A 19,420-nucleotide genomic window follows, 5' to 3' on the forward strand; every position below is an offset into this window, starting at 1 on the left:
CCAGCAATGACATGCAGCGCCTACCCGCCGCCAGCCCAGTGGTCCCTCAATGAGCGAACTCTCGCTGGAAGGCTTGATGCACACCGACGCGCAGTCGGCGATGGTGCTGCTGGTCGATGACCAGGCCATGATCGGTGAAGCGGTGCGGCGTAGCCTGGCCCATGAAGACAACATCGATTTCCATTTCTGTGCCGACCCACGCCAGGCGCTGGAGCAGGCCATCGAGCTCAAGCCGACGGTCATTCTCCAGGACCTGGTCATGCCCGGGCTCGACGGCCTGAGCCTGGTGCGCGAGTACCGTGCCCATCCGGCCACGCAGGACATCCCGATCATCGTGCTGTCGAGCAAGGAAGACGCCCTGATCAAGAGCGCGGCCTTCGCCGCCGGCGCCAACGACTACCTGGTCAAGCTGCCCGACACCATCGAGCTGGTGGCGCGCATCCGCTACCACTCGCGCTCTTACCTGACCTTGCTGCAACGCGACGAGGCCTACCGCGCCTTGCGCGTCAGCCAGCAGCAGTTGCTCGACACCAACCTGGTGCTGCAGCGGCTGATGAATTCCGACGGCCTGACCGGGCTGTCCAACCGTCGCCATTTCGACGAGTACCTGGAGCTGGAATGGCGACGCGCGATGCGCGAGCAGCAGCAACTGTCGCTGCTGATGATCGACGTGGACTATTTCAAGGCGTTCAACGACACCTTCGGGCACCTGGCCGGCGATGAGGCCCTGGGCAAGGTCGCTGGCGCCATTCGCGGTTCGTGCGGCCGGCCCAGCGACCTGCCGGCGCGCTATGGCGGTGAAGAGTTCGCCCTGGTACTGCCCAATACCTCCCCGGGCGGCGCCCGGTTGGTGGCCGAGAAACTGCGTCAGAGCGTGGTGGCGTTGAACATCCCGCACACCTCGCCCCATGCCAACGCGTGCCTGACCGTGAGCATCGGCCTGGCCACCCATGTGCCGAGCATCGGCAGTCAGTGTCGGCAGTTGATCCTGGCGGCCGACAAGGGGCTGTACCAGGCCAAGGCTTCGGGGCGCAATCAGGTGTGCGTCGTCTAGGACCGAGGCAGGGAAGGGCCGCTGTGCGGCCCAATCGCGGGCAAGCCCGCTCCCACAGAAGGGCGCTCGTCACGCCGAAGCAGGGGTGCAATCGGGACTTGTGGGAGCTGGCTTGCCAGCGATAGCGTCCGGTCCGTCACCGCCTGCATCGCGGGCAAGCCCGCTCCCACAGAGGGGGCGCTCGTCACACCGAAGCATGGTTGGAATCGGGACCTGTGGGAGCTGGCTTGCCAGCGATCAGGACGTGCAGCCCTTGAGCACGTTCACGCGTGCCGCCTGCCCGCCAGCGACCGGCGTTCGCTTGTCGCTCGACACGCGCTTCAAGCCACCCGGCGTCTCATCGCTTCCCGGTTGCCGCGCCCCGCAGGGCTTGAGGTATACTCCTCGGCTTTTCACTGTTTACCGACGAGAGCCGCCCGCCATGGAAATCCAACCGATCCTGAACACCATCAAGGACCTCACCGAGCGCTCCCAGTCCATTCGGGGGTATCTTTGACTACGATCACAAACATGATCGTCTGACCGAAGTCAACCGCGAGCTGGAAGACCCCAACGTCTGGAACAAGCCCGAGTACGCTCAGGCCCTCGGTCGCGAGCGTGCCATGCTGGCCCAGGTGGTCGAGACCCTCGACAAGCTGGCCAACGGTCTGGCCGACTGCAAGGACCTGCTCGACATGGCCGTCGAGGAAGACGACGAAGGCACTGTCAGCGACGTCGAGACCGAACTGCAGGCCCTGGACGAATCCCTGGCCCAGCTCGAGTTCCGTCGCATGTTCAGCGGCGAGATGGACATGAACAACGCCTACCTGGACATCCAGGCCGGCTCCGGCGGCACCGAGGCCCAGGACTGGGCCAACATCCTGCTGCGCATGTACCTGCGCTGGGCCGACAAGCGCGGCTTCGACGCCACCATCATTGAGCTGTCCGAAGGCGAAGTAGCCGGCATCAAGGGCGCCACCGTGCACATCAAGGGCGAGTACGCCTTCGGTTGGCTGCGCACCGAGATCGGCGTGCACCGTCTGGTGCGCAAGAGCCCGTTCGACTCCGGCGCCCGTCGTCACACGTCGTTCTCCGCGGTGTTCGTCTCGCCCGAGATCGACGACAAGGTCGAGATCGAGATCAACCCGTCCGACCTGCGCATCGACACCTACCGCTCCTCCGGGGCCGGTGGTCAGCACGTCAACACCACCGACTCGGCGGTGCGGATCACCCACGTGCCGACCAACACGGTCGTGGCCTGCCAGAACGAACGTTCCCAGCACGCCAACAAGGACACCGCCATGAAAATGCTGCGGGCCAAGTTGTACGAGCTGGAGATGCAGAAGCGCAATGCCGCGTCCCAGGCGCTGGAAGACAGCAAGTCGGACATCGGCTGGGGTCACCAGATCCGTTCCTACGTGCTCGACGACTCGCGCATCAAGGACCTGCGGACCGGTGTCGAGCGCAGCGACTGCAACAAGGTGCTGGACGGTGATATCGACCAGTACCTGGAAGCCAGCCTCAAGCAGGGGCTGTAACCCTCCCGTCCGTGGCAGGCCCGTGTCGGCGAGCCTGCCAGCGCGATCCCTCACCCGCGAGGGCAATGAATACCTGATGGAAACGATGACGACATGAGCGACCTGAAGACCGAATCGCAAGACCTGCAACAGGAAGAGAACACCCTGATCGCCCTGCGCAAGGAAAAACTTGCCGCCGAGCGGGCCAAGGGCCAGGCCTTCCCCAATGACTTCCGCCGCGACAGCTACTGCAACGACCTGCAGAAGCAGTACGTCGACAAGACCAAGGAAGAACTGGAAGCCGCAGCGATTCCGGTCAAGGTCGCAGGCCGCATCATGCTCAACCGTGGCGCGTTCATGGTCATCCAGGACATGACCGGTCGCATCCAGGTCTACGTCAACCGCAAGACCCTGCCGGCCGAAACCCTGGCAGCGGTCAAGACCTGGGACCTGGGCGACATCATCAGCGCCGAAGGTACCCTGGCCCGTTCGGGCAAGGGCGACCTGTACGTCGAGATGACCGACGTGCGCCTGCTGACCAAGTCGCTGCGTCCGCTGCCGGACAAGCACCACGGCCTGACCGACACCGAGCAGCGCTACCGTCAGCGCTACGTCGACCTGATGGTCAACGAAGACACGCGCCATACCTTCCGCGTACGTTCGCAGGTCATCTCGCACATCCGCAAGTTTCTCATCGAGCGCGACTTCCTCGAAGTCGAGACGCCGATGCTGCAGACCATTCCCGGCGGTGCCGCGGCCAAGCCGTTCGAGACGCACCACAACGCCCTGGACATGGCCATGTTCCTGCGCATCGCCCCGGAACTCTACCTCAAGCGCCTGGTGGTCGGCGGCTTCGAGAAGGTCTTCGAGATCAACCGCAACTTCCGCAACGAAGGCGTCTCGACCCGGCACAACCCCGAGTTCACCATGCTCGAGTTCTACCAGGCCTACGCCGACTACCGCGACAACATGGACCTGACCGAGGAACTGTTCCGCGAACTGGCGCAGCTGGTCCTGGGCAGCACCGACGTGCCGTACGGCGACAAGGTCTTCCACTTCGGCGAGCCGTTCGTGCGCCTGTCGGTGTTCGATTCGATCCTCAAGTACAACCCTGAGCTGACCGCCGCCGACCTGCAGGACGTGGACCGTGCGCGCGACATTGCCAAGCGGGCTGGCGCCAAGGTGCTGGGCCACGAAGGCCTGGGCAAGCTGCAGGTGATGATTTTCGAAGAGCTGGTCGAGCACAAGCTGGAGCAGCCGCACTTCATCACCGAATACCCGTTCGAGGTTTCGCCGCTGGCCCGTCGCAACGACGAGAACCCGAGCGTCACCGACCGCTTCGAGCTGTTCATCGGTGGCCGCGAAATCGCCAACGCCTACTCCGAGCTCAACGATGCCGAGGACCAGGCCGAGCGTTTCCTGGCCCAGGTGGCCGAAAAGGATGCGGGTGACGACGAGGCCATGCACTACGACGCCGACTTCGTGCGCGCACTGGAATACGGCATGCCGCCAACGGCCGGCGAGGGCATCGGCATCGACCGCCTGGTGATGCTGCTGACCAACTCGCCGTCGATCCGCGACGTGATCCTGTTCCCGCACATGCGTCCGCAGGCGTAACCGGCGGCTGGGGCCTACAGAGCGACAGCCGTGCTCTGATACCCCAGGGCCGCGATCACAGCTGAGCAAACAGCTGGCTTGGATCGCGGCCGTTCCGGTGCCCCGGCAGGGGCCGCTCACACGGACCGCCATACTCCGCCTCATCGCGGTGTGGCTACGGGTGTAGGAGCGGCCCCTGCCGGGGCGCCGGACCGGCCGCGATCGGGCCCACAGGGCCCGTAAAATCCGCCACCCCTCCCTATCAGATCAGCACTGCAGACACGCGCTCACCTACACAGGCTCGACGCTTCTCGCGACACCCACCCTCATTCAGGTTGACGCCCCCCAACCGCTCAGCTAGAAGATCGAAACCTGCCAGGGCTGCACGCCTGCACCCGTGCCAGGCCAAGGCTCGCGGTCTCGGCCACTGACCTTTCCTGCTCAGACGCCCCGACCGGCCACCGCACCTTCCAAGGAGTGCTTCATGAGTGTCTGGCGCAAGCTGTTGATCCTGTCCTTCCTGCTGCTGGGCGGCTGCCTGGCGACGTTCGATGACCCCCTGCCGGGCACCCAGCCCGCACCCAAGGGCTTGCTGGGCCACTGGAGCAGCAAGGACGGCTGGGGCGAACCGGTCGATCTGGTGATCAGCGCCCTCCCGAACAACACCTACCGGGCGAAGGTCCGCCTGCACGGCAAGCCGGCCCGCAGCTACACCTTCACCGTGTCGCACCATGGCGGGCGCTGGTACGCGTCGAGCGTGCAGCCCGACGCCCGTGGGGCCCTGATCGGTGGATTCGAATTGATCGAAAACCGGCAGTTGGTGATCTACACCCTGGACGTCGAACCGTTGCGCCAGGCGATCGCCCATCGCGAGCTGTCCGGGCGCATCACCACCGTCGGGCAGGACGACGTCCCCGGTGTCCACATCGACAGCCCGGCCGAACGCGTCGTGGCCTACCTCGACGACCCGGCCAATTCGGACGTGTTCGTCGAAACCGCACGGCTGCAGCGCGTCGCTCGCTGACGCCCCAACCCAAGGAGTACAGGGTGGACGATTACCAACAGACCATACGCGCGCTGTCCGACCGCATCGTGGCCGCGCAGACGCCGATCCGCGTGCTCGATGCGGTGAAATGGGACGAGAACATCCGTCAAGGCTTCATCGAGGGCAAGGGCCGCGAACCGCCGGCGATCGACAAGGCGTACTACCAGTCGCGACCGCTGTCGTTCGACGCCAGCGCGGTCAAGGCCGAGTTCCAGAGCATCGAGCGTGACGTGACCCGTCGGCTCGGCCAGTTCAGCCCGGTCGGGCAGATCATGCGACGGATGTGTCGCGAGTACCGCATGGTGGTGCGCATGCTCGAGGCACGGGGCACCGAGGACTTCGGGCTGATCTCCCAGGAGCTGTACGGTGCTGCCTCCGATGCGTTCCACGCTGGCGACCCGACGCTCGCCGACCTGGGCCTGATGCTCTCGGACTACCTGAACAACATCGACGGCCGTGGTGACCTGAAGGACGAGCCGAAGAACCTGACCGCCACCCAGGCCGTGGAGATCCTGCAAACCCGCTTGAACAAGGTGTTCGGCGAGACCGAAGGCACCATCCGTGTGTTCGAGTCCGATGGCATCGTCGCCGACGCCGCGGCGGGCGCCGACTACATCAAGGTGCGTGCCGACGCCATGTTCAACACCCGCGACGTGCGCGCGCTCGAGGTGCACGAAGGCCTGGTCCACGTCGGCACCACCTTGAATGGCCTGAACCAGCCCATCTGCACGTTCCTGTCGAAAGGGCCGCCATCGTCGACCGTGACCCAGGAAGGGCTGGCCATCCTCATGGAGGTCATTGCTTTCGCCTCCTACCCCAGTCGCCTGCGCAAGCTGACCAACCGCACGCGCGCCATCCACATGGTGGAGGAGGGCGCCGACTTCATGCAGGTGTATGGCTTCTTCCGTGACCAGGGCTTCGAGATGGCGGACAGCTACGGCAATGCCAGCCGCGTGTTCCGGGGTTCGGTGCCCGATGGCTTGCCGTTCACCAAAGACCTGTCCTACCTCAAGGGCTTCATCATGGTCTACAACTACATCCAGCTCGCCGTGCGCAAGGGCAAGCTGGAGCAGATCCCCTTGCTGTTCTGTGGCAAGACTACCCTGGAAGACATGCGCACCTTGCGCCAGCTGGTCGACGAGGGCCTGGTGGAGCCGCCGCGCTACCTGCCGGAGCAGTTCCGTGACCTGAACGCGCTGTCGGCCTGGATGTGCTTCTCCAACTTCCTCAACCACCTGAGCCTCGACCGCATTGAAGCCGACTACTCGAACATTCTCTAGGCGCGCCCGCCATTGGCTGCTGGGGCTGACGCTGGTGGGCCTCGGCGGATGCAGCAGCCTGCTGTTCTATCCCGAGCCCGGTCAACCGTTCACCCCCGCCTACGCGAAACTGGCGTTTCGCGAGCTGACCTTGACGGCCGAGGATGGCACACGCCTGCACGGCTGGTGGCTGCCGGCCAAGCCCGGTGTACCGGTCAAGGGGACGGTGCTGCACTTGCATGGCAACGGCGGCAACATGGCCTGGCACCTGGGAGGGAGTTATTGGCTGCCCGAGCAGGGCTACCAGGTGTTGATGATCGACTACCGGGGGTATGGCCTGTCCCAGGGCACGCCACGCTTGCCCGAGGTGTACCAGGACCTGCAGGCGGCCATGGACTGGCTGGGGCAGGCGCCGGAGGTGAAAGGCAAACCGCTGGTATTGCTGGGCCAGAGCCTGGGTGGGGCGCTGGCGATCCATTACCTGGCCGCACACCCCGAGCAGGCCGGACGCTTCACCGCCCTGGTGTTCGACAGCGTGCCGGCCAGCTACCGGCAGGTGGGGCAGTATGCGTTGAGCACGTCCTGGCTGACCTGGCCGCTGCAGGTGCCGCTGTCCTGGGCGGTGCCCGACGGCGATAGCCCGATCCGCTCCATGGGGCGTCTGCAAGGGCCACCCAAGCTGTTCTTCCACAGTCTCGACGATACCCTGGTGCCGTTGGACAACGGATTGTCGCTGTACAAGCAAGCCCCGCCGCCGCGCGTCTTCCAACTGACCCGGGGACCTCACGTGCAGACGTTCGCCGATCCGACCTGGCGGGAGGTGATGCTGCGGTTTCTCGATGATCCGAAACGGTTCGATGGACTGCGTCGGTTGGGCGAGGTGCCGAACTACCCTGAAAAGCCGCAGGGGGCGAAAGGGGCGGGGGATTGACTCATGAGAACGTCGAGCGTTGGGCGGGGGAAGGCTGATCGTGGGCAGCAACCTTACAGACAACGAGGTTCTGCAGGGGGAGTCTGCAAGCGCACATGGCTTTTCCAGTCCTGATCCATGCATGACCACTTCGGCGGATTTCATGAGCCCTGCGGGCTCAATCGCGGCACGGGGGCCGCTCCTACACCTGTAGCCCCACCGCGGGGTTGCAGGCTGTCGCGGTCACCTGTGGGAGCGGCCCCAGTGCCGCGATTGGGCCGCAAAGCGGCCCACACTGGAAGACACCATAGAACCTATCAGTGCGCCCAAACGCACATCGCCGACCAGTCAGCTCTCATATCCACTCGCTATCACGACGGAAATGAAAGTCGGCTGGCCGGCGATGAAGCCTGCCTGGTGCCTGAGCCTGGCGCCGAGACGCCAACCGCTCAGGCTACCGGTCGAGCACGGTCGCTCAGTGAGTGCGCGGCGCGACAGGCTGGTTGTCGTTGGAAATGGTCACTTCCACGCGACGGTTCTGGGCACGGCCCGAGTTGCTGGAATTGTCGGCAACCGGGTATTCCTTGCCATAACCCTGCGACACGATGCGCGCTGGATCGACACCGGCGCGGACCAGGGCCATGCGCACGCTGCCAGCACGACGCTCGGACAGGCTCTGGTTGTACGAAGCCGAGCCGACGCTGTCGGTGTAGCCTTCCACGATCACCTTGCGCTCTGGGTTTTCCTGAAGGAACTGAGCCAGCTTGGTGATGTTCGGGAAGGCGGTGCTCTTGAGCTCGGCCTTGTTGAAGTCGAACAGCACGTCACCGAAGGTCACCAGGGTGCCACGGTCGGTCTGCTTGGCGTTCAGGCTGTCCTGCAGCTTCTTGATCTCGGCGTCGCGGGCATCCAGGCGAGCCTGGGCGCGCTGGGCAGCGGCGTTCTTCAGGTTGCCTTCGGCAGTGCGCAGGGCGATGGTTTCCTTGGCGACTTCGACGCGCTGGTTGGCCAGGTAGGCCAGCTGATCGACTTTCTTGTCGTCGTCACGGTCGAGGTAGGCCTTGTCGGCCTTGTTCAGCCAGTCCTGCGCATCCTTGGTTTCCAGGGCAGCGATCTTGCTGGCCTGCGGATCGCTCTGCAGCGTCGAGAAGTTGCTGCGCGCCGCTTCCAGGTTAGGGTTGGGCTGGTGGGAGCAGGCAGCCAGACCGACGCTCAGGGCCAGCAGGGCGGGGATCATGACATGTTTACGCATAATGGTTCATCCTTTGATCGATAACGAGTGCATGGGTCGGCGACAGGCTTATTTAGCGCTGCGCATACCTTCCTCACGCAGTTCCTCTACGCCCTGACGAGCATCCTGGACGGCTTTCTGGGCCTTGGCAGCCTGCGCCTTGCGCTCGGCGACACGGGCGTCCCACTCAGCCTGCTCGGCCAGGCGCTTGGCCTCTTCGTATTTCTTGTCGTGCATGGCGATTTCCGCCTTCTTGAACTTGTCCTGCGCCGATTTCATCTCGACAGCGGCAAATTCGGTGCCCCCGGCGCTCACAGCGGAATTGACCGCCGATTGAGCCACGGCATATTGCTCGGTAGGCGGGTTGCCAGCGCAACCGGCCAGGACCAGGCTGCTGCCCAGGGCCAGCGCGGCCAGCTTGAGCCCGCGCAGGTGAGTGGACGGGGTTTTTGCGATGCGGGTCTTCATGGTGGTCAACTCCATTGGAACACTCCTGATGAACGACGATGTCCGTAGCAGTCCATCGGTGACGCCCTGACAGTACGAGCGCGGATCAAAACCGCGGACCGCCCGTGTTTACAGGGTTTTACCGTAATGGCTACTGGCTGTGACCGGGTCGTTTTTTGAATAGTTCACAGAAATTTGCGCGACGGGTATTATTTTTCCTGACTGATCAGTCAGCCTTTTTTCACCCGGAACTTTCACGTTTCAGCGTGGTTTTACCTACCTTGCGACTAACGATTTCGCGTCTCTTCGTCCACGCTGGCATCGTCGGTCCGAGTGCCTTCGAGACGGTGCAGATGCTGCCGTGACAACGCCAGGAAACGCGGCGTGGCGCCTACGTCTTCGTACAGCGGGTCACCCTCTTCATCGGTGGAAATGACCTGCTCGCCCTTGACGTAGGGAAAGCTCGCTTCCAATTCTTCGAGAGCGGCGCCGACCAACTCGCCCAGCAGCGCGTCGACCGTACGCCGGGGGTACATCTCGGCGAGGGCCGCCAGGCGAGCCTCGGCTTCGACATCCAGGTGCAGCACATGCCCGGTCGGGCTGAGCTGGCCGTTGGCATCCTGTTCCCAATGGTGGGCAAGTTCACGAATCTTCATGGCATCCTCCAGCGAATGTAGGTCGGTCACTGTGTGAGACGGTGGGACCTCGGGTTAGTTGCCCACGACCTGGGGCCTTGTAAGGCGTCTGCGCAGGCGGCACTCTGACGGCTGTGCTGTTTCCCTGGACTGGAGAGGCTCGATGACCGATATCGATCAGCGTTTGCGAGAGGATGTGCACCTGTTGGGCGAGCTGCTGGGCGAGACCATTCGCCAGCAGCATGGCGATGCCTTCCTGCAGAAGATCGAAGCCATTCGCCACAGCGCCAAGGCCGACCGCGGGGGTGCAGAGGAGCAATTGCGCGGCACCCTGGACGACTTGGCCGAAGACGACCTGTTGCCCGTGGCGCGAGCTTTCAACCAGTTCCTCAACCTGGCCAACATCGCCGAGCAGTACCAGTCGATTCGCCGTCTCGAGACCGATCAGCCCGCGCCTTTCGAGCAGCGCGTGCTGCCCGAACTGCTGGCCCGCCTGCGCGACGCCGGACATGCGCCAGCCGAGTTGGCGCGGCAATTGATCGGCCTGGACATCGAACTGGTGCTGACCGCGCACCCGACCGAAGTGACTCGACGCACCCTGATCCAGAAGTACGACGCCATCGCGGCGCAGCTGGCCGTGCAGGATCACCGCGACCTGAGCCCTGCCGAGCATGGGCAGGTGCGCGAACGCCTGCACCGGCTGATTGCCGAGGCCTGGCACACCGAAGAGATCCGTCGCGAGCGCCCGACCCCGGTAGACGAGGCCAAGTGGGGCTTTGCGGTGATCGAGCACTCCCTGTGGCATGCCATTCCCGAGCACCTGCGCCAGGTCGACCAGGCGCTGTTCGACGCCACCGGGCAACGCCTGCCGCTGGACGCCGCGCCCATCCGCTTTGCTTCCTGGATGGGCGGCGACCGCGACGGCAACCCCAACGTCACTGCCGCCGTCACCCGCGAGGTGCTGCTGCTGGCGCGCTGGATGGCCGCCGACCTGTTCCTGCGCGACGTGGACCACCTGGCGGCCGAGCTGTCCATGCAGCAGGCCGATGCGGCGCTGCGGGCACAGGCCGGCGACAGTGCCGAGCCCTACCGCGAAGTGCTCAAGCGCCTGCGCGAGCGGCTGCGGGCCACGCGCGCCTGGGCCCATGCTTCGCTGCAGGGCCCCCAGCCGATGGATCCCGCGGTGCTGGTGGACAACCAGGACCTGATCGCACCCCTGCACGCCTGTCATGCCTCGCTGCAGGCCTGTGGCATGGGCGTGATCGCCGACGGTGCCTTGCTCGACAGCCTGCGCCGCGCCCACACCTTCGGCCTGTTCCTCGTGCGCCTGGACGTGCGGCAGGATGCAGCCCGGCATGCCGCTGCGCTGTCCGAGATCACCCGCTACCTGGAACTGGGCGACTACCAGGCCTGGGACGAGGAGCAGCGCGTTGCCTTCCTCCAGCAGGAACTCAAGAACCGTCGTCCCTTGCTGCCGTCCTGCTTCCAGCCTGAACCCGACACCGCCGAGGTCCTGGCGACCTGCCGCGAAGTCGCTTCGGCACCGGCCGCCTCGCTGGGCTCCTACGTAATCTCGATGGCGGGCGCCGCCTCGGACGTCTTGGCCGTGCAGTTGCTGCTCAAGGAAGCCGGCCTGACCCGGCCGATCCGGGTGGTGCCGTTGTTCGAGACTCTCGACGACCTGGACCATGCCGGCCCGGTCATGCAACGCCTGCTCGACCTGCCGGACTACCGGGCAAGCCTCGCCGGCCCTCAGGAAGTGATGATCGGCTATTCGGACTCGGCCAAGGACGCGGGCACCACGGCCGCGGCCTGGGCCCAGTACCGGGCCCAGGAAGCCTTAGTAGAGATCTGCCGCGAACGTGACGTGGCACTGCTGCTGTTCCATGGCCGGGGCGGCACCGTCGGACGCGGCGGTGGCCCGGCGCATGCGGCCATCCTGTCCCAGCCGCCGGGATCGGTGGCCGGGCGCTTCCGCACCACCGAGCAAGGCGAGATGATTCGCTTCAAGTTCGGCCTGCCCGGCATCGCCGAACAGAACCTCAACCTCTATCTGGCCGCCGTGCTCGAGGCAACCCTGCTGCCACCGCCGCCGCCCCAGGCCGACTGGCGTGCCTTGATGGACCAACTGGCGAGCGACGGGGTCAAGGCCTATCGGCACGTGGTGCGCGAGCATCCCGACTTCGTCGAGTACTTCCGCCAGGCCACGCCCGAGCAGGAACTGGGTCGTCTGCCCCTGGGCAGCCGGCCCGCCAAGCGCCGCGCCGGGGGCATCGAGAGTCTGCGGGCGATCCCCTGGATCTTCGGCTGGACTCAGACGCGGCTGATGCTGCCCGCCTGGCTGGGATGGGAGGCGGCGTTGAGCAACGCCCTGGCGAGCGGGCAGGGCGAATTGCTGGCGCAGATGCGTGAGCAGTGGCCGTTCTTCCGCACGCGCATCGACATGCTGGAAATGGTCCTGGCCAAATCCGATGCCGACATCGCCCAGGCCTACGACGAACGTCTGGTGCAACCCGAGCTGCTCGAATTGGGTGCGCATCTACGCGACCTATTGTCGCAGTCGTGCCAGGTGGTGCTGCAGCTGACCGGCCAGCCGGAGCTGCTGGCGCACAGTCCGCAGACCCTGGAATTCATCCGCCTGCGCAATACCTACCTCGACCCCTTGCACCACCTGCAGGCCGAACTGCTGGCCCGTGCCCGTGCGCAGGACAGCGTGCCAGACAGCCCGCTGCAACAGGCGTTGCTGGTGACCATCGCCGGTATCGCGGCCGGTCTGCGCAACACCGGCTGATGCCAGCGCCTGCGCCGGAGCGGTCTGCGAACCCTCCGGCGCAGGCCCGGCATGGGGCGGTTGCACCCTGCGCAACCGGGGCGGCCGAGGGGCTTGGAGCGTCCCCTTTTGCGACATTGGGATGCTTGTCTGCCTGCCGGGCGCTGTGTATCTTGAGCAGCCTTTTGGCCGATTCATGGCCACGATCCGATTGTCCGGAATTGGCCCTGAGCGCCGACTCCACAGATCTGCATAAAAAAACATGAGGAGCACAAGATGCGCGTAATCCTGCTGGGAGCTCCCGGGGCCGGTAAAGGTACTCAGGCAAAATTCATCACCGAGAAATTCGGCATTCCCCAGATCTCCACCGGCGACATGCTGCGCGCCGCGGTCAAGGCCGGCACGCCGCTGGGCCTCGAAGCCAAGGCGATCATGGACGCCGGCCAGCTGGTCTCCGACGACCTGATCATCAACCTGGTCAAGGACCGCATCGCCCAGCCCGATTGCGCCAAGGGTTTCCTGTTCGACGGTTTCCCGCGCACCATTCCCCAGGCTGAAGCCCTGGTGACGGCCGGTATCGAACTGGATGCCGTGGTCGAGATCGCCGTCGAGGACGAAGAGATCGTCCAGCGCATCGCCGGTCGCCGTGTGCACGAAGGCTCGGGCCGCGTCTACCATGTGGTCTATAACCCGCCAAAGGTCGCAGACCTGGACGACGCGACCGGCGAGCCGCTGGTGCAGCGCAAGGACGATACCGAAGAAACCGTGCGTCATCGCCTGAGCGTCTACCACCAGCAGACCAAGCCGCTGGTGGCGTTCTACCAGAACCTCGAGGCCCAGCAAGGCAAGCCCAAGTGCAGCCACATCGAAGGTGTCGGTTCGGTCGAGGCCATCACCGCCAAGGTCATGGCCGCGCTTTCCTGATCGCGCCTGCCTGGTATCGACGGCCCGCTTGCGGGCCGTTGTCGTTTATACTGCCGCCTTTGTCTTCTGCCTCTGGATACCTGTTCGATGACCACCTTGCTGGCCCTGGATACCGCCACTGAAGCCTGTTCCGTCGCCCTGCTGCACGACGGTCGCGTGACTGGCCATCACGAGGTGATACCGCGCCTGCACGCGCAGAAACTGCTGCCCATGATCCAGCGCCTGCTGGCCGATGCTGGGGTCGCGCTGAGCGCCGTGGATGCGATCGCCTTCGGTCGTGGTCCGGGCGCCTTCACCGGCGTGCGCATCGCCATCGGCGTGGTTCAGGGCCTGGCCTTCGCCCTCGAGCGTCCCGTGCTGCCGGTGTCCAACCTGGCGGCCCTGGCCCAGGGTGCGCTGCGTCACCATGGCGTGCAGCAGGTCGCGGCGGCCATCGATGCGCGCATGGACGAAGTGTATTGGGGCTGCTACCAGGCCCAGGACGGCGAGATGCGCCTGCTCGGCCAGGAGCAGGTGCTGGCCCCGGAACGTGCCGTGCTGGTCCCAGGCAGCCAGGGCCAGTGGTACGGCGCCGGCACCGGCTGGAGCCTGCGCGAGCGCATCAGCGCCTCGGTCACGGCCTGCGACCCCGCCCAGCTGCCCGACGCCCTGGATATCCTGCACCTGGCCACGGGCGCCTGGGCACGGGGCGAGGCAGTCGTCGCCGAACAGGCGCAACCGGTGTACTTACGTGATAATGTCGCTACACCCAAGGCGCGTTGAGCGTACCCCGATAAAACCTTCGGCGCGCCGGGTGGTCTAGTCATAGGCAGGCATCGGCGAGGGAACCCGATACTGCGGGATTGCCTTCATTGCTCCCCGAGTAGATGATCCATGCGCATCGACGGTTTTTCACCCCAGTCCTACCCGGTCAAGCGTGCGCCGCGAAAGCCGGCGCCGCGCGACGACGTGGCCGAGGACGCCGAGCTGATCGAGGACACGCCGGTCCCGCCTCAGCGTGCCCTGCGCCGCAATGCCGGGCTGCCCGCGCGCCAGCAGGACATGATCTACCCACGTGCCCGCGATCGTCGCACGGCCGCTGCCCTGGCCAGCTACCTGAGCACGGCCACGCTGAACGACTGGGACATGGACGTCCTGGGCCTCGACCTGTACATCTGACCCATGACGGCGGCACTGCCTTACTACCTGGGTTGCCCTTCCTGGAGCGATCCGGTCTGGCGCGAGTACCTGTACCCGGCCGACGCACGCTCCACCGACTTCCTGGCGCTGTACTGCCACGTGTTCAATGCCGTCGAAGGCAACACCACGTTCTATGCCCGTCCGGCGGCGGCCACCATCGCACGCTGGGCGCAGATCATGCCCGCGCACTTTCGCTTCACGGCCAAGTTTCCCGGTGACATCAGCCATCAGGGCGACTTGCGCGAGCAGATCGACGCGGCCAGGGACTTTCTCCAGTTGCTGTCGCCCTTGGGCCAGCGCGTATCGCCTGCCTGGCTGCAGTTGCCGGCCACCTTCGGCCCCTCGCGCCTGGGCGAACTGGCTGCTTTTCTCGACGGGCTCGACGCGCACGTGGCCGTGGAGGTGCGCAACGACGCGTTCTTCGCTCGCGGCGACGAGGAGCGTGTGCTCAACCGGCTGTTGCACGACCGCGGTATCGAGCGCATCTGCCTGGACCCGCGTGCCTTGTTCAGCGGTGACCCCCGCGAACCGAGCCTCCGGCATGCCCAGGCCAAGAAACCCCGCGTCCCACCGCGTCCGGCGGCGTTCACCGCCTGTCCGCAGGTGCGCTTCATCGGCCATCCGCACCTGGAGACCAACGATGTATTTCTGCTGCCCTGGCTGGACAAGGTGGCCGGTTGGATCGAAGAGGGGCGCACGCCTTATGTGTTCCTGCACACCGCCGACAATCGCCTGGCTGCCGCATTGGCGCAGCGCTTTCACCAGCAGTTGAGCCTGCGCTTGCCTGGCCTGCCTCCGCTGGAGGAATGGCCGCGTGCCCCCGAGGTCGAACAGCTGGGACTGATCTGACGTGCGCCTGCTGCTGTGGGTGGCATTGGTCCTGATAGCGTTCGGGGCCGTGACCTGGCAACCCGGCTGGCGACTGCCATCGCAATTCGACCCTTGGGCCACGCTCGATGTGCGCCAGCCGCCGAACCTGCTCACCTCCTACAAACTGGCCCGGTTGCGTGATGATCCTGAACTGTGTCGCCAGGCGCTCGCCACCTCGACCCTAAGGTACCGTGCTCAGGCCGACAGCCCCGACAGTGCGCGTTGCCCCTTGCGCAACGTCTGGCGTATCGAAGGCGGGCAGGCCCGACTGAGCAGCAGCTTTCTCGCCAGCTGCCCGTTGGCAGTGGCCTATGCGATGTTCGAGGTGCATGGGTTGCAGCCCATCGCCCAACGGGTATTGGGCCAGCCCGTGACCCAGGTCGATCACCTGGGCAGCTTCGCCTGCCGGAACATCTACCACCGACAACAGGCGCCATTGAGCCAGCACGCGACGGCCAATGCCCTGGACATCAGCGGCTTCCGGCTCAAGGACGGGCGACGCCTGGCCCTGCTGCGCGACTGGCAGGGCACGGGGCTCGAGGCCGAGTTCCTGAGGCAGGTGCGCCAGGCCGCCTGCGAGCACTTCAACACGGTACTGGGGCCGGATTACAACGCGGCGCATCGCAATCACTTCCACCTCGACATGGGTCGCTGGCAGGTCTGTCGCTGACCTCAGGCCGTCAGGCGCACGTTGTTCAGCACCACCGGGCGTGCCCAGTGCGCGTCGAACGCCAGGTCCGTCGTCTGCGCGGCGAGGGTCTGCTCATCGAAGGGAACGGGCGCTTCATCCAGCAGGGACCAGTCGAACTCGGCGATCGGCAGGTGCAGAGGGCGTGGCGCGGGTCCATCGCCGGGCAGGGGCAGGGGATGGCCTTGACGCATCACGGTTGGCCGTTGCCACTGGGTCTCGATCTCCAGATGACGCTGCTGGGCGATCAGCTCGGCCGCACTGAAGGGTTCGGCGGCAGGCTCGAGCAGGTCGGCTTCCAGTTCGGCCTTGGGCAGGAACAGCGGCTCGGGTGGACGCACGTCACGGTCGCCGATCTCGCAGTCGCGTTGCGTCCTGATCAGGGCCAGGGTATCGCTGCCGGCCACCGGCTCGCCCGTGCGCGGGTCCACGGTGGCGTGACGCTGCACGTCGTCGAGCGGCTGGCTGCCTTGCTGCTCGCTCAGCGCGCGGGCGAAGAAATCCGACCACAGGTGACTGACGCCGCCGAGCGCTTGGGTGTTGTGTCGACCGTAGTGGTCGACGGGCGACAGGTAGGTCAGGCCAATGGCAAGAGTGTCGGACATGGCAGCCGCGCGTGAAGTGGTCTGGCAGAATGGGCGATACTGTTGTATCGGCGAAGGCCGAGGTTTCATTAATCCATTCGAGTACGGGCACAGATGAGCGATTCACACGGCGACACGGGGATCAGGGTCGAGGCCCTGTCGACAGCATTCGAGACGCAGGCCGCCGCCTGGGCCGCGCGCCTCGACCTGCCCCGGCAGGACCCTGCTGCCGGGTTCGCCGTGCAGGTCGGCGCCGAGGGTCTGCAGATCCAGCAGTTGGGGCCCCAGGCGCCGGGACCTGTGCGAGTGGACTTCGTCGACGGCCAGGCCGCGCACCGACGCCAGTTCGGCGGTGGCAACGGGCAGATGATCGCCAAGGCCGTCGGCATCGCTCAAGGCGTGCGTCCATCGGTCCTCGACGCCACGGCAGGCCTGGGCAAGGATGCCTTCGTGCTGGCCAGCCTGGGGTGCACGATGACGCTGATCGAGCGGCAGCCGCTGATCGCCGCCCTGTTGGAAGATGGCATGGCCAGGGCGCGTGCGGACGAAGACGTCGGGCCGATCATCGTCCGCATGCGCCTGCTCACCGGCAATGCCATCGAGCGCATGCGAACCTGGGAAGGGGAGGCGCCACAGGTGATCTACCTTGATCCCATGTTCCCGCACCGCGACAAGAGCGCGCTGGTGAAAAAAGAGATGCGCGTATTCAGGCCTCTGGTCGGCGATGACCTGGATGCGCCCGCCTTGCTCGAGGCCGCCTTGGCGCTGGCCACCCACCGGGTGGTGGTCAAGCGGCCGCGCAAGGCGCCGATCATCGAAGGGCCGAAGCCCAGTCATGGTCTGGAGGGCAAGTCGAGCCGGTATGACATTTATCCGAAGAAGGCGTTGAAGGCCTGATGCTGCACGTGAGGGGCAAACCAGCCACATCAAGAGGCTCGAAGTGCGTTGACGTCCTCGTCAATATAATTGCCTGTGAAGGCTAAATAGTTTCTTGAAAATGCATTCCTTCTTGGAAGTGTCATGAAGGGGCCGGCAGGCGCAATTAAAAAGTCAGGAGCTTTTTCATCGGCGGCGCCATGTGCTTTCTTCAATGCTTCGAATCGTTCAGCCAGCGTTTCCCATGGTATCAAACTGTCCGGGTCAACGTACCTTGTCTTTTGGCCTTTAGGCTTGTGAGGTGTGAGAGACTTCAACCTGTGATCTAGAGAAGAAGTTATTTTGACGCGTTCCATGCCTTTGGATTGATAATGGGTTTGGTAGTTTCCTAGCTCCCTATCAGCCTTGGTGTTTTGAGCGGTGATGTATTTTTCTGCTATTCTATATTCACGTTGCGTAAGGCGAGGCTCTTCTTTCATCATATTTTTAATAATGGTCTTGGGCCTATAACCTCCCCTCAATAATTTAAATATCGAATACCGACCACTGGGATCCGATCGATTGACCGGGTCATTGTTGCAGTAGGCATATGCATTGAGACCTCCTGCCTCGAAGGGCGATAGGCTGTCAGCGCTGTAGAACCGCATCATCGCTGGGCTGAACAGCCGATGGCCGTTGCCCAGCATGTAACCGACCGCCGAGGGTAACCAGGGTTGGCCGGTGAATCGGGAAATCACCCGTGCATCGGAATGCCGATCGTCGTGGCCGTAAGGTCCGTACGCAAACGCCGTTCGATTTTCCGAAGCGACCGTGACGGTCGACTGCTGCACGTCTGTGGCCAACAAGCGCGCCTCCAAGCGCGTCGTCTCGCTCAGATTGTGCGCGTTGGCACTGACTATGACGTGGTGGTCATTGTCCGTCTGCACGGTAGAGAGGGTGTTGTTCTTGTAAAAGAAGTTTAGTGTGGGCGCTGCCATGAGCTGTTTACTCCCGTTCGAGGATCGAGCATGAGCTTGAGAGAAAGCAGCAGGAGAAACCACTGGCAAAAATGACAGGAAAACAGAGCGCTCTGGCAGGCTTCGACTGACGAACGCGCCGGCCGTGTAGCCACATCCTTGCTATACGATGGGCTGCAGAGCAGCCCGAGGTGCTTCAAAGCACGCCAAAAACCTTCTTTGCCAAGCGTGTCGCTGCCTCGGCAGGATTCTGGCGGATGCTCTGCTCCTGCTGGGCGATCCGCTTGAACAGGCCATCGAGCGCCTGTTCGGTCACATACTGTTCGACGTTGGCATTCTTGGTGTCGACTATTCCCAGGGCTGCCGCCTGACCCGCGAAGCTGTTGTATTTCTGCACCACGCCGACCTTATCGGTCGCCGCCTTGACGATGGGCAGGAACTTGGCGCGGATCGCCTCGCGACTGCTCTTGTCCAGGTACTGTGTCGCCGAATCCTGGCCGCCAGCCAGGATGCCCTTGGCATCGGCGACGCTCATCTTCTTCACGGCGTCCACCAGGATCACCTGCGCCTGGGGCACCGCTGCCTCGGCTGCCTGGTTGAGACTGCTCTCCAAGGCCTCGACCTGAGCGCCCTGCCCAAGCATCTTCATCGCTTTGGCAGCCTTGCCCAGTTTGCCAGGCAGCTCGATGCGCACCTCGGGATCGTTGCTGAAGCCGCCAGGCGTACCCAGTTGTTTGACGGCGACCTGTGCGCCTTGGATCAGCGCATCCTTCAGGCCACCTGAGGCATCGGTCTGGGTCAGGTCGCCCAGCGACAGCGCCATGGCGTGGGCACCGAACAGCAAGCTGGTGCAGAAAAGGGCGAGACGGAAGGGCGTGCGAAGCATGGGATGTTCCTTGC

General features: G+C 64.6%; 18 protein-coding genes. 13 read left to right on the forward strand and 5 right to left on the reverse strand.

The genetic code is table 11. The annotated features are described in order from the left end of the window. Window positions 1-49 precede the first annotated feature (49 nt). From APT63_04745 to APT63_04770, 6 genes are all read left to right on the forward strand, one after another. Complete coding sequence (locus APT63_04745; protein ID AMA44984.1) at window positions 50-1,054, forward strand: diguanylate cyclase response regulator; 1,005 nt, start codon at window positions 50-52, stop codon at window positions 1,052-1,054. Between the two features lie 602 nt (window positions 1,055-1,656). Then, complete coding sequence (locus APT63_04750; GenBank protein ID AMA44985.1) at window positions 1,657-2,571, forward strand: peptide chain release factor 2; 915 nt, start codon at window positions 1,657-1,659, stop codon at window positions 2,569-2,571. A gap of 93 nt (window positions 2,572-2,664) precedes the next feature. Beyond that, the gene (locus APT63_04755) at window positions 2,665-4,167 is read left to right on the forward strand and encodes a lysine--tRNA ligase (GenBank protein AMA44986.1); all 1,503 of its coding nucleotides are present in this window, start codon (window positions 2,665-2,667) and stop codon (window positions 4,165-4,167) included. 463 nt (window positions 4,168-4,630) lie between these two features. Then, a complete protein-coding gene (locus APT63_04760) occupies window positions 4,631-5,170 on the forward strand; it encodes a hypothetical protein (protein ID AMA44987.1) in 540 nt (179 codons plus the stop codon). A gap of 23 nt (window positions 5,171-5,193) precedes the next feature. Continuing rightward, window positions 5,194-6,471 carry a hypothetical protein gene (locus APT63_04765; GenBank protein AMA44988.1) on the forward strand — a complete coding sequence of 426 codons (1,278 nt, stop codon included), beginning with the start codon at window positions 5,194-5,196 and terminating at the stop codon, window positions 6,469-6,471. Beyond that, window positions 6,443-7,381, forward strand: coding sequence for an alpha/beta hydrolase (locus tag APT63_04770; protein ID AMA44989.1), 939 nt, complete (start codon window positions 6,443-6,445; stop codon window positions 7,379-7,381). Before APT63_04765 ends, APT63_04770 begins: the two co-directional genes overlap by 29 nt. 454 nt (window positions 7,382-7,835) lie before the next feature. Here the strand turns inward: APT63_04770 and APT63_04775 are convergent, their stop codons facing one another. The 3 genes from APT63_04775 to APT63_04785 form a co-directional block, all read right to left on the reverse strand. Next, on the reverse strand, window positions 7,836-8,612 hold the full coding sequence (locus APT63_04775) for a hypothetical protein (protein ID AMA44990.1): 777 nt from the start codon (window positions 8,610-8,612) through the stop codon (window positions 7,836-7,838). A gap of 48 nt (window positions 8,613-8,660) precedes the next feature. Further along, entirely contained in the window at window positions 8,661-9,074 is a 414-nt protein-coding gene (locus APT63_04780; GenBank protein AMA44991.1) for a chromosome partitioning protein ParA, read from the reverse strand. Between the two features lie 251 nt (window positions 9,075-9,325). Next, window positions 9,326-9,694, reverse strand: coding sequence for a pilin assembly protein (locus APT63_04785; protein AMA44992.1), 369 nt, complete (start codon window positions 9,692-9,694; stop codon window positions 9,326-9,328). 142 nt (window positions 9,695-9,836) lie between these two features. Here APT63_04785 and APT63_04790 point away from each other — a divergent pair, with 142 nt between their 5' ends. From APT63_04790 to APT63_04815, 6 genes are all read left to right on the forward strand, one after another. Further along, complete coding sequence (locus APT63_04790; protein ID AMA44993.1) at window positions 9,837-12,464, forward strand: phosphoenolpyruvate carboxylase; 2,628 nt, start codon at window positions 9,837-9,839, stop codon at window positions 12,462-12,464. 255 nt (window positions 12,465-12,719) lie between these two features. Then, entirely contained in the window at window positions 12,720-13,367 is a 648-nt protein-coding gene (locus APT63_04795) for an adenylate kinase (protein ID AMA44994.1), read from the forward strand. 87 nt (window positions 13,368-13,454) lie between these two features. Then, window positions 13,455-14,129, forward strand: coding sequence for a tRNA threonylcarbamoyladenosine biosynthesis protein TsaB (locus APT63_04800; GenBank protein ID AMA44995.1), 675 nt, complete (start codon window positions 13,455-13,457; stop codon window positions 14,127-14,129). Between the two features lie 111 nt (window positions 14,130-14,240). Then, complete coding sequence (locus APT63_04805; GenBank protein AMA44996.1) at window positions 14,241-14,525, forward strand: hypothetical protein; 285 nt, start codon at window positions 14,241-14,243, stop codon at window positions 14,523-14,525. Window positions 14,526-14,528: 3 nt separating this feature from the next. Next, complete coding sequence (locus tag APT63_04810) at window positions 14,529-15,395, forward strand: hypothetical protein (GenBank protein ID AMA44997.1); 867 nt, start codon at window positions 14,529-14,531, stop codon at window positions 15,393-15,395. 1 nt (window position 15,396) lies between these two features. After that, complete coding sequence (locus APT63_04815; GenBank protein AMA44998.1) at window positions 15,397-16,086, forward strand: extensin; 690 nt, start codon at window positions 15,397-15,399, stop codon at window positions 16,084-16,086. A gap of 2 nt (window positions 16,087-16,088) precedes the next feature. On the opposite strand, the gene APT63_04820 is transcribed toward APT63_04815, so the two are convergent. Then, window positions 16,089-16,709 carry an energy transducer TonB gene (locus tag APT63_04820; protein ID AMA44999.1) on the reverse strand — a complete coding sequence of 207 codons (621 nt, stop codon included), beginning with the start codon at window positions 16,707-16,709 and terminating at the stop codon, window positions 16,089-16,091. Between the two features lie 93 nt (window positions 16,710-16,802). Here APT63_04820 and APT63_04825 point away from each other — a divergent pair, with 93 nt between their 5' ends. Next, window positions 16,803-17,585, forward strand: coding sequence for an SAM-dependent methyltransferase (locus tag APT63_04825; protein ID AMA45000.1), 783 nt, complete (start codon window positions 16,803-16,805; stop codon window positions 17,583-17,585). 1,131 nt (window positions 17,586-18,716) lie between these two features. Here the strand turns inward: APT63_04825 and APT63_04830 are convergent. Beyond that, window positions 18,717-19,406, reverse strand: coding sequence for a hypothetical protein (locus tag APT63_04830; GenBank protein AMA45001.1), 690 nt, complete (start codon window positions 19,404-19,406; stop codon window positions 18,717-18,719). Between the last annotated feature and the right edge of the window lie 14 nt (window positions 19,407-19,420).

The sequence above is a fragment of the Pseudomonas monteilii genome (assembly GCA_001534745.1).
In the GTDB taxonomy this organism is placed as follows: Bacteria; Pseudomonadota; Gammaproteobacteria; order Pseudomonadales; family Pseudomonadaceae; genus Aquipseudomonas; species Aquipseudomonas alabamensis.